Below are 9,967 nucleotides of genomic sequence, written 5' to 3' on the forward strand. Positions count from 1 at the left end.
CGACCGCGGTGACGATCTGGTTGAACAGGGTCGTGTTGGCGTCCAGGCCGAGCAGCGAGTACATCATCGCGCCCGCCAGGCCCCGGTTGTGGGCGTAGTCGGCACGGGCCTGGATCGACTTCTGGTTGAGCCCGGTGAAGAACTCGCCGTCCTTGTAGAAGTACGAGGCCTTCGCCGCGTCGTCCCAGAAGGTGGTCGCCGGGTTGTCGACGATCCCGCCGAGCTCCTTGTAGTACGCGATGCCCGCCTGTGCGCTGAGCGGGCGTGCGGCCGAGGCGCCGGTCGCGCTCTGGGCGAGGCCGTTGGCGGTCCCTGCGGGGACGCCCTTCCAGCCGCGGTAGTAGAACTCGTACCCGAGGGTGAGCTTGTTTGCGGGGAAGCCGCCCGCGATGCCGTACGTGGAGTCGCCGTCGAGCCAGGCGTCGATCGCGTTGGAGATCGAGTACTTCTCGGTGCCGGGCGCGATGACGTCCGTCGGGTCGCTCGCACCGGAGTTGAGCGGCGACTGGTGGTAGGTCGGGCCGTCGGCGTCCCAGGCGCCGTGCATGTCGTACGTCATGATGTTGGCGTAGTCGAGGTAGGCGCCGATCTTGTCCGTCTCGATGTTCTTGATCTTGTCCTGACCGGCCGGGAGTGCGGCCGTGAGCAGGTACTTCTTGCCGCCGTGCGCGGTGCCGTACGCATCGAGCTGCTTGCGGAACTCGGCGAGCAGGAGCGTGAAGTTCTGCTTGTCCGCGGGGTCGGTGTGGTTGCCGAGGTGGCCGCCGGCGGAGGCCGGGTACTCCCAGTCGATGTCGATGCCGTCGAAGATCCCGGCCGCCGCGCCCACGCCGCCGTAGCCGCCGTCGACCGGCAGGTCGCCCTGGATGTACTGCTTGATGCAGGAGGCGACGAGCTTCTTGCGGCTCGCGTCGGACTTGGCCGCGTCCGAGAAGTACTTGGAGTAACTCCAGCCGCCGATCGATATGTTGATCTTCAGCTTGGGGTACTTCGCCTTCAGTTCCTTGAACTGGTTGAAGACGCCCACGATGGGCTGGTCCCACTTGTCGGCGGTGCCGTCCACGCTGTCCGCCGCGGAGAAGGACTTCTGGTAATCGGCGTAGGAGTCACCCGCGCCGTCACCCGCACTGGCGTTGTTGTCGTCGCCCGCCGCCTTGTTGGCCTCAAAACAGGTGAGGTCGGTGGGGTGGATGTTGCCGAAGGAGTAGTTGATGACGTCGAGCTTGCCCGCGATGCCCCGGGTGTCGAGCTGCTTGGGGTAGAAGGCGTTGCCGTACACGCTCCACTGGTCGTAGTACGCGATCTTCACACCGCCGGTGGACGGCGTGGCGGCGGCCTCGGCGGTGGAGCCGAGGCCGAGCAGCGCGCCGAGCGCGCCGGTGGCGAGCGCGGCGGTGGTCAGGGCCGCGATCAGGGGTCTGCGGGAGCGCACTTACAGCCTCCGGGGTGAGCGGGCGGTTTGGTCGTGGAGTAGAGATAGCGAGCTTGTCGACACCGCGTCAATGGTCTGAACCAAACTGAGGACTAGACCAATCCGGGGGTGAAACCGCTTACAGCGGCCGTGGGCCTGGCGCACGAAAACCGCCCGCCACCATGGGTGACGAGCGGTTTAAGGGTGACTTGATCGATCTTCTCGGGGTGTTCGGGACGGCTGACGGGATCTGGACCAGCCAGTTCCGGTAACCCAGGATTTACCGCGTCGGCAGGCCGTAGGCGTCCGCGATCAGTTCGTACGAACGCAGTCGGATGTCTCCGCCGTGCGCGTTCGCGGTGATCATCAACTCATCGGCGCCGGTGCGCTTCTGGAGGTCGTCGAGGCCGGAGCGGACCTCGTCCGCCGTGCCCGTGATGACATTGGAGAGCCAGCTGTCGGCGAACTCCTGCTCCAGCGCGCTGAAGGTGTACGCGGCCGCCTCCTCCGGGGTGGGGATGAGGCCGGGCCGTCCGGTGCGCAGCCGGATCATGGAGAGCGCGCCGGTCAGGACCTGGCGGTGCGCCTCCTTCTCGTCGTCGGCGGCGAGGGCCGAGACGCCGATGAGGGCGTACGGCGCGTCGAGGACGGCGGAGGGGCGGAAGGAGTCCCGGTAGAGGTCGAGGGCCGGGACGGTGTTCTGCGCGGAGAAGTGGTGCGCGAAGGCGAACGGCAGCCCGAGGGTGCCGGCCAGACGCGCGCTGAAGCCGGAGGAGCCGAGCAGCCAGATCGGGGGCCGTCCGGTCGGGCCCTGGACCGGGCCGGGGACGGCGTGGATCCGGGAGTACGGGTGCCCGTCGGGGAAGTCGTCGTCCAGGAACCGGGTCAACTCGGCGAGCTGCTGCGGGAATTCGTCCGCGCCCTCGTGGAGGGTTTCGCTGCGGCGCAGGGCGGCGGCGGTGGCCCCGTCGGTGCCGGGGGCACGACCGAGACCGAGGTCGACACGGCCCGGGGCCATCGCCTCGACGGTGCCGAACTGTTCGGCGATCACGAGCGGGGCGTGGTTCGGGAGCATCACACCGCCGGAGCCGAGACGGATCCGGGTGGTGTGGGCGGCGAGGTGCGCCAGGAGGACGGCGGGGGACGAGGAGGCCACGCCGGGCATGGAGTGGTGTTCGGCGACCCAGTGCCGGTGGTAGCCGCGGCTCTCCGCGAGCTTGGCGATGTCCACGCCGGTCTGGATGGCCTGGGTGGCCGTGCGGCCGGCTCCGACCGTGACGAGGTCCAGTACGGAGAGGGGTACGGGGGCGTTTCCGAGTGCCGTGCCCTTGATCGCGTCCACCGTGAATGCCCATTTCTGCCGTCGGTCGGTACGGCTACGCATAACTGGGGGCAGCCCCCGCTTATTCCCGCGCCGCCGGGCGCGCCCCCCACCGGGGCTCCGCCCCGGACCCTGGTCCTCAATCGCCGGACGGGCTTGAATTTGCTCGGCGTGGGCTTGAAAATGCGTGGGTATCCAGCGTGCGCGAGCTGTAGGTACCCGCACACCTTCAAGCCCACGCCGAGGCAAATCAAGCCCGCATCAGGCAAATCAAGCCCGTCGAGGGGGTCCCCCCTGCTCGAGCGAAGCCGAGAGCTTGGGGGAGATTGAGGACACACGGGCGGAGCCCGTGCAGGGGCCGCGCTACTCCGGGCGCGCGAACAGGCGGCCCAGTGTCTTCGACCACACCCTCCGCTCGGCCAACCGCAGCCCCTCCCACACCGACACCTGATTCGCCGTGAGCACCGGCTTCCCCAGCACCTGCTCGAGCTCCCGCAGATACGCCGCCGTATGCAGCGCCGTATCCGGCAGCAGCACCACTTCCGCCTCCCGCGCATCCCCCGCCAGCGCCAGCTCGAGGACCTCGTCGCGGCCCCACGTGCCGACCTCCGCCGCCGTGATGATCCCGCTCGACCGCGACGACACCACTTCCACTCCCCCGGCCTTCAGGAAGTCCGCGAAGAGGCCCGCCACATCCTCCGGGTACGTCGCCGCGACGGCGACACGGCTCGCCCCCAGCGCCCGTACCGCATGCGCGAAAGCGAACGACGTGCTCGACGCCGGCAGCCCCGCCGACCTCGCCAGCGCGCGGATCTGCTCCTGCGCGCCCTCCCTGCCGTACACGAAGCTGCCGCTCGTACACGCCCAGACCACCGCCTCGGCGCCCGAGAGCCGCAGCTCCTCGACCCCCGCGGCCAGCCGCTCCGCCGCGCCCATCTCCAGCAGGGCGTCGATCCGGTGCGCGTCCTCGCCGATGTCCGTGTGGACCACCGCCAGCCGGACGTCCGAGGCGAGCATCTGCTCGATGCGTTCGTAGTCGTCCTCCGCCGAGTGTCCCGGATAGAGGAATCCGATCGCTGTCATGCCGTCCAGCCTCCCTGTTCTTCCGGCGCGGGCGACGGTTCCGGGGCGGCCGCCGGCTGCGAGTCCAGCAGCAGACGCTGGTACGGACCGACCGCATGCGCCCCGATGGACCGCAGCGCCGCCCACATCGTGACCTGGTTCGCCGAAAGCACCGGCATCCGCAGCTCTGCCTCCAGCTGCGGGATCACGTCGTACGTGGGCAGATTGGTGCAGCTGATGAAGAGCGCGTCGGCCGCGCCCGCCACCGCCTCCCGCGCCATGTCGACCACATCGCGGTAAGGGACTTTCCAGATGTGCCTGGTGAGGCCCAGGAAAGCCCGTCCGGTGACCCCTATCCCCGCCTCGCCGAGGTAATCCTCCAGAGCCGAAGTCACCGATTCCGTGTACGGGGTGACCAGCGCGATCCGCCGCACCCCGAGCTCCTCGAAGGCCTGCAGCAGCGCCCCCGACGTGGTGACCGACGGCAGCTCGCCCGCCTGCGTCATCGCCTCGCACATCGCCCGCTCCCCGGCGAGACCGCCGACGAAGCTGCCGCTGGTGCAGGCGTACGCGATCACCTGCGGCGCCACCGCGATCAGTGCCCGTACCCCCTCCCTCAGCGTCTCGTGCTCGCTGACGAGCCTCGCCAGATCCAGGGAGACTTCCACGGGCACGAACGGGGTACGGGTGAGATGCAGAGAGACGTCGTCCGGGACCCAGCGCCACAGCTCCCGGTCGAGAGCGAAATCGAAAGGAGCCACGACTCCGACGCCGCGCTGCGGCCCGGGTCCGCCCAGAAAGGAGATGTCCATTTACCTGCCCCCAACTGACATACGTGAGGCGGCCGTTATTCACGGGGTTGCACTGCTGCCGACGGTAGGGGTAGCTCCCGAGCCCGGTCAATCCGCACATCTCAGACGTTGCCTTGTGCTTACCCTGACGAAATCCTGAGACCTCCGTCGAAGGGCTGCACCGATGCCTGAGATCACCCTTCTCGTGCTGGACGCCGACCCGCCGCCCCGCCTGGGCGCGCTGACCGGAAGGGTCCGTGTCCTGCACGCCGACGAGCAGACGCTCGCCGCTCAACTCCCGCACGCCGACGTCCTGCTGGTGTGGGACTTCCTGTCCGACGCGGTACGCCGCGCCTGGCCGGGAGACGGCCCGAGGCCCCGCTGGGTGCACACCGCGAGCGCCGGTGTCGACCACCTCGTCTGCCCCGAACTGGCCGCGTCCGACACCGTGGTGACCAATGCGCGCGGAATCTTCGACCAGCCGATCGCCGAGTACGTCGCCGGGCTCGTCCTCGCCTTCGCCAAGGACCTCCCCGGCACGCTCGAACTCCAGCGGCAGCGCCGCTGGCGCCACCGCGAGACGATGCGCCTGGCGGGCACCCGCGCCGTCGTGATCGGCTCGGGCCCCATCGGCCGGGCGATCGGTCACACGCTCTCCGCGCTCGGCGTGAAGGTCGCCCTGACCGGCAGGACCGCGCGCGGCCAGGTGCACGGCCCCGAGGATCTGCCGCTGCTGCTCACCCGCGCCGACTGGGTGATCTGCGCGGCCCCGCTCACCGACACCACGCGCGGAATGTTCAACGCCCGGATGCTCGGGGCGATGCAGCCGTCCGCGCGCTTCATCAATGTCGGGCGCGGGGCGCTCGTCATCGAGAACGACCTGGTCGAGGCGGTCCGCAACCGGTGGATCGCGGGGGCCGCCCTCGATGTGTTCGCCCGTGAACCGATCCCCCCGGAGAGCCCGTTGTGGGACGTCCCCGACCTGATCGTCTCGCCGCACATGAGCGGCGACACGATCGGCTGGCGCGACGATCTGGGCGCGCAGTTCCTGGAGTTGTACGAACTTTGGGCCGCCGGGAAGCAACTTCCGAACGTGGTCGACAAGAAACGTGGGTACGTCCCCCAGCATGACTGAGCCGAGCGACCTCACCGACCTCACCGATCTGACCCGGCTGACCGCACTCCAGCTCCTCTCCGGTTACGAGAACGGCGCCTTCACCCCCGTCGATGTCACCCGCGCCGTTCTGGCCCGGGTCGAGGAGGTGCAGCCACGGGTCAACGCGTTCGTCCGGGTCGAGACCGAAGAGGCCCTGGCGCGGGCGGAGGAGTCGGCCGGACGGTGGCGGCGCGGGGAGCCTCAGGGGCTGCTCGACGGGGTGCCGGTCACCGTGAAGGACATCCTGCTGCAGCGCGGCGGGCCGACCCTGCGCGGCTCCAAGGCCATTGACCCGAAAGGGCCGTGGGAGCAGGACGCCCCGTCCGTGGCGCGGCTGCGCGAGCACGGCGCGGTCTTCGTGGCCAGGACGACGACCCCGGAGTTCGGCTGGAAGGGCGTCACGGACTCCCCGCTGTCGGGGGTGACACGCAACCCGTACGACACCTCGCGGACCTCGGGCGGCTCAAGCGGCGGGAGCGCGGCGGCCGTCGCGCTGGGTGCGGGGCCGCTGTCGCTCGGGACGGACGGCGGAGGTTCGGTCCGTATACCGGCGTCCTTCTGCGGCATCTTCGGGCTGAAGCCGACGTACGGCAGGGTGCCGCTCTTCCCCGCCAGCGCCTTCGGGACCCTCGCTCATGTGGGGCCGATGACGCGGGACGCGGCGGACGCGGCGCTGATGCTGGATGTGATCTCGGCACCCGACAGCAGGGACTGGTCGCATCTCGCCCCGCCGTCCACGAGCTACCGGACCGGGCTCGGCGACGGCGTGAAGGGGCTGCGGATCGCCTACTCCCCCGTGCTCGGCGGGCAGGTCGCGGTGAAGCCCGCGGTGGCCGCCGCGGTACGGGGCGCGGTCTCGAAGCTGGCCGAGCTGGGGGCCTACATCGAGGAGGCGGACCCGGACTTCGCCGACCCGGTGGACGCCTTCCACACGCTGTGGTTCAGCGGGGCGGCCCGGGTGGTGCAGCCCCTCGGCCGCGAGCAGCGCGCACAACTCGACCCGGGGCTGCGGGAGATCACGCTCGCGGGCGCACGGTACTCGGCGCTGGAGTATCTGGCGGCGGTGGACGTACGGATGGAACTGGGGCGCCGGATGGGCCTCTTCCACGAGACGTACGACCTGCTGGTCACCCCGACGATGCCGATCACCGCCTTCGAGGCGGGGGTCGAGGTGCCCAAGGGCTCGGGCCACCGGCGGTGGACGGGGTGGACCCCGTTCACGTACCCCTTCAACATGACCCAGCAGCCGGCGGCCACGGTCCCCTGCGGGGTGGACGAGGACGGGCTGCCGATCGGCGTCCAGCTGGTGGGTGCCCGCCACCAGGACGCGCTGGTGCTGCGGGCGGCCCACGCGCTCTATATGTCCGGGGCTGCCGGCGCGGTGAATGGACTCAGCCCTGCTCCACCCGCCGGAAGCTGAGCGTCTCGCCGAGCGCGCCCGCGCGCCAGAGGTCCTGGCAGGCCTCGGCCATCCGGTCGAGGCCGTCGACCACCGTGCCCCAGACGATGCCGGGCACCCAGCCCGCGTCCCCGTTGAGCAGCAGGTTGTTGCGCTCGTAGAAGAGGGCGAGGTCGACCACCGGCGACGGCTCCCGGCCGCCGGACTTCTTCGTGTAGCCGTGCGAGGAAGTGCCCAGCGATATCTCGGAGAAGGTGAAGTAGCAGAGGTCGCCGGGGATGGGCGTCACGGTCGGATTCTCCAGCGGCGGCTCGTGCTCCGCAAAGCCGGGAAACAGGGCGTATATCTCATTCCGCGCATACTTCGCGTGGTACACATCCCCGCCCAGCGGCAGTGCGTCCCACACCGCCGCACAGGTCACCGGGGCCTTGGCGTCGAGGAGTTTCACGGTGCAGCTCACACCGCGCTTGTCGAGCGAGACTTCGATGAATCGGTCAGCCATGCCCCCTGGCTACCCGAACTGGCCGCACGAAAACTGTTGGGCATAACTTCACCGCGGCCGGGTAGCCGCGCGGCCATGGCTCCACCATCGAGGAACAAATCGAAGAGCATCACCCCAGGGCGTTCCGTGCGCCGCCGCTCCCTGCTGTTCGGTACGGCAGCCCTGGGAGCCGCGGGGGCGCTCGGGGCTGCCGGCTGCGCCAAGGTGCCGTCAGGCAACACCCTGGCGCGGCTGAAGTCGCAGGGGACCGTGCGCCTCGGCATCGCGGGCGAGGTGCCGTACGGCTACATCAACGACCAGGGCGAATTCACCGGCGAGGCGGTGGAGCTCGCGAAGATAATCTTCAAGAGACTCGGCATCGCCCACGTCCAGCCGGTCGCCACCGACTTCTCCTCCCTCATACCCGGCCTCAACTCCCAGCAGTTCGACGTCGTCTCGGCCGGGATGTACATCAACAAAGAGCGCTGCCAGCAGGTCATCTTCGCCGACCCCGAGTACCAGATGCTGGACTCCTTCATCGTGCGCAAGGGCAACCCGAAGAACCTGCACAGCTACGAGGACGTCGTGAAGCAGAAGGCGAAGTTCGCGACGGGCACCGGTTACGCGGAGATCGCCTACGCCGTCGCCGCCGGGTACCGCGAGAAGGACATCGTCATCCTCCAGGACCAGGTGGCTGGGCTGAACGCCGTCGAGTCCGGCCGGGTCGACGTCTTCGCCGGCACCGCGCTCACCGCCCGCAATGTGGTCAAGAAGAGCAGCAGGGCCGAGGCGACACCGGCCTTCGCAGCGGTCGTCGACGGCAAGAAGAAGATCGACGGCGGCGGATTCACCTTCCGCCCCACCGACACCGAACTCCGTGACGCCTTCAACGTCGAGATCCACAAGATGAAGAAGAGCGGTGAACTCTTCCGGGTGCTGCGGCCCTTCGGCTTCACCCAGGCGGAGATGACCACGCTGACGGCCAAGGAGCTGTGCGCATGACGTCGGGACTGTGGCAGCACTGGGTCCTCCCAGGTATCTGGATCACCATCCAACTGACGGTCTACAGCGCCGCGCTGGCCTCCGTCGTCGCCTTCGGCGTCGGCATGGCGCGCACCCACCGCTCACGCGTCGTGCGCTTCCTCGCGGGCTTCTACACCGAGATCTTCCGCGGCACCTCGGCGCTGGTCCTGATGTTCTGGATCTTCTTCGTGATGCCGAACCTCTTCGGCTGGGCGCTCGTCCCGATGTGGGCCGCCGTACTGGCCCTCGGACTGAGCTACGGGGCGTACGGCGCCGAGATCGTGCGCGGCGCCCTGAACGCCGTCTCACCGGCCCAGCGCGAGGCGGGCATCGCGCTCAACTTCACGCCGTGGCAGCAGATGAAGCTGATCCGCCTCCCGCAGGCGATCCCCGAGATGATCCCGCCGTTCTCGAACCTCCTCGTGGAGCTGCTCAAGGGCACCGCGCTGGTCTCGCTCCTCGGCGTGGGTGACGTGTCGTTCGCCGCGTACCTGGTACGCCTCGCCACCCAGGAGAGCGCGCAGATCTACGCACTCTCCCTCGTCATCTACTTCGTGATCGCCTTCCTCCTCACCCGGGGGATGCGGGCACTCGAGCGCAAGACCAAGGCCGGTCTCGGCCTGCAGCCCGTCGCCGCCGGAGGTGCCAAGTGAACAGCTGGGACTGGTCCGCGGTCTGGGACTTCATGCCGCGCTTCTGGGACGGACTGCTCGTCTCGCTGCAGATACTCGCCCTGGGGTCGGTGCTCTCCTTCGCACTCGGCCTGGTGTGGGCGATCGCCTTCCGGGCGCCGACCCGCTTCATCCGGTGGCCGGTGAACGTCATCACCGAGTTCATCCGCAACACCCCGCTGCTGGTGCAGCTCTTCTTCCTCTTCTTCGTACTGCCGGACTGGGGCGTGCAGTTCTCCGCCCTGACCACCGGCACGGTGGCGATCGGCGTGCACTACTCGACGTACACCGCTCAGGTCTACCGGGCCGGCATCGACGCCGTTCCGGCCGGCCAGTGGGAGGCGGCCACCGCGCTGTCCCTGCCCGTCACCCGCACCTGGACCGCGGTGATCCTGCCCCAGGCGATCCGCCGGGTGGTCCCCGCGCTCGGCAACTACGTCATCGCGATGCTGAAGGACACCCCGCTGGTCGTCGCGATCAGCGTCCTCGACCTGCTCGGCCAGGCCCGGCTGGAGAGCTCGCACACCTTCCAGTACACGGAGCCGCTGACCGTCGTCGGCGTCGCCTTCATCCTCATCGCCTATCCGGCTTCTCTTCTTGTACGAGCCCTGGAGCGCCGCCTTGTCCGCTGACACCCCCACCCCCGCAGCCC

At 69.2% G+C, this 9,967-nt stretch carries 10 protein-coding genes; 5 read left to right on the forward strand and 5 right to left on the reverse strand.

Translation table 11 applies throughout. The features are described 5' to 3' along the window. The 4 genes from J0695_RS35035 to J0695_RS35050 form a co-directional block, all read right to left on the reverse strand. The coding region (locus J0695_RS35035) for a glycoside hydrolase family 18 protein (protein WP_206968809.1) at nt 1-1,432 on the reverse strand (1,432 nt) is incomplete at its 3' end. 259 nt (nt 1,433-1,691) lie between these two features. After that, nucleotides 1,692-2,795 (reverse strand): LLM class flavin-dependent oxidoreductase, encoded by a 1,104-nt coding sequence (locus tag J0695_RS35040; protein WP_206968810.1) that lies wholly within the window; start codon nt 2,793-2,795, stop codon nt 1,692-1,694. A 300-nt stretch (nt 2,796-3,095) separates the two neighbouring features. Next, a complete protein-coding gene (locus J0695_RS35045; RefSeq protein ID WP_206968811.1) occupies nt 3,096-3,815 on the reverse strand; it encodes a maleate cis-trans isomerase family protein in 720 nt (239 codons plus the stop codon). Then, complete coding sequence (locus tag J0695_RS35050; RefSeq protein ID WP_206968812.1) at nt 3,812-4,606, reverse strand: maleate cis-trans isomerase family protein; 795 nt, start codon at nt 4,604-4,606, stop codon at nt 3,812-3,814. Before J0695_RS35050 ends, J0695_RS35045 begins: the two co-directional genes overlap by 4 nt. Nucleotides 4,607-4,769: 163 nt before the next feature. On the opposite strand from J0695_RS35050, the gene J0695_RS35055 reads away from it, so the two are divergent. Both J0695_RS35055 and J0695_RS35060 read left to right on the forward strand, forming a co-directional pair. Next, nucleotides 4,770-5,720, forward strand: a complete 951-nt coding sequence (locus J0695_RS35055) for a D-2-hydroxyacid dehydrogenase (RefSeq protein ID WP_206968813.1) — start codon at nt 4,770-4,772, stop codon at nt 5,718-5,720. After that, complete coding sequence (locus J0695_RS35060; RefSeq protein WP_206968814.1) at nt 5,713-7,161, forward strand: amidase; 1,449 nt, start codon at nt 5,713-5,715, stop codon at nt 7,159-7,161. Before J0695_RS35055 ends, J0695_RS35060 begins: the two co-directional genes overlap by 8 nt. Here the strand turns inward: J0695_RS35060 and J0695_RS35065 are convergent. Continuing rightward, a complete protein-coding gene (locus J0695_RS35065; protein ID WP_206968815.1) occupies nt 7,133-7,642 on the reverse strand; it encodes a DUF3830 family protein in 510 nt (169 codons plus the stop codon). The two genes, J0695_RS35060 and J0695_RS35065, sit on opposite strands and share 29 nt — an antisense overlap. A 75-nt stretch (nt 7,643-7,717) precedes the next feature. Here J0695_RS35065 and ehuB point away from each other — a divergent pair, with 75 nt between their 5' ends. From ehuB to ehuD, 3 genes are read left to right on the forward strand one after another with little or no spacing between them, the layout of a single operon-like run. Continuing rightward, nucleotides 7,718-8,623 (forward strand): ectoine/hydroxyectoine ABC transporter substrate-binding protein EhuB, encoded by a 906-nt coding sequence (gene ehuB, locus J0695_RS35070; protein WP_206968816.1) that lies wholly within the window; start codon nt 7,718-7,720, stop codon nt 8,621-8,623. After that, nucleotides 8,620-9,297: an ectoine/hydroxyectoine ABC transporter permease subunit EhuC gene (gene ehuC / locus J0695_RS35075; RefSeq protein ID WP_206968817.1), complete on the forward strand. Its 678-nt coding sequence runs from the start codon at nt 8,620-8,622 to the stop codon at nt 9,295-9,297. Before ehuB ends, ehuC begins: the two co-directional genes overlap by 4 nt. Beyond that, the gene (ehuD, locus tag J0695_RS35080; protein ID WP_206968818.1) at nt 9,294-9,947 is read left to right on the forward strand and encodes an ectoine/hydroxyectoine ABC transporter permease subunit EhuD; all 654 of its coding nucleotides are present in this window, start codon (nt 9,294-9,296) and stop codon (nt 9,945-9,947) included. The genes ehuC and ehuD overlap by 4 nt, the downstream gene beginning before the upstream one ends. The last annotated feature ends 20 nt before the right edge of the window (nt 9,948-9,967 follow it).

The organism is Streptomyces beijiangensis (assembly GCF_017315755.1).
In the GTDB taxonomy this organism is placed as follows: Bacteria; Actinomycetota; Actinomycetes; order Streptomycetales; family Streptomycetaceae; genus Streptomyces; species Streptomyces beijiangensis.

What these genes read in the sequence shown, in the direction of transcription:
- J0695_RS35045 (WP_206968811.1), bottom strand. Translation starts at nt 3,815, where the DNA reads ATGACAGCGATCGGATTCCTCTATCCGGGACACTCGGCGGAGGACGAC.
- J0695_RS35060 (WP_206968814.1), top strand. Translation starts at nt 5,713, where the DNA reads ATGACTGAGCCGAGCGACCTCACCGACCTCACCGATCTGACCCGGCTG.
- J0695_RS35065 (WP_206968815.1), bottom strand. Translation starts at nt 7,642, where the DNA reads ATGGCTGACCGATTCATCGAAGTCTCGCTCGACAAGCGCGGTGTGAGC.
- J0695_RS35050 (WP_206968812.1), bottom strand. Translation starts at nt 4,606, where the DNA reads ATGGACATCTCCTTTCTGGGCGGACCCGGGCCGCAGCGCGGCGTCGGA.
- J0695_RS35040 (WP_206968810.1), bottom strand. Translation starts at nt 2,795, where the DNA reads ATGCGTAGCCGTACCGACCGACGGCAGAAATGGGCATTCACGGTGGAC.
- ehuC (WP_206968817.1), top strand. Translation starts at nt 8,620, where the DNA reads ATGACGTCGGGACTGTGGCAGCACTGGGTCCTCCCAGGTATCTGGATC.
- ehuB (WP_206968816.1), top strand. Translation starts at nt 7,718, where the DNA reads ATGGCTCCACCATCGAGGAACAAATCGAAGAGCATCACCCCAGGGCGT.
- J0695_RS35055 (WP_206968813.1), top strand. Translation starts at nt 4,770, where the DNA reads ATGCCTGAGATCACCCTTCTCGTGCTGGACGCCGACCCGCCGCCCCGC.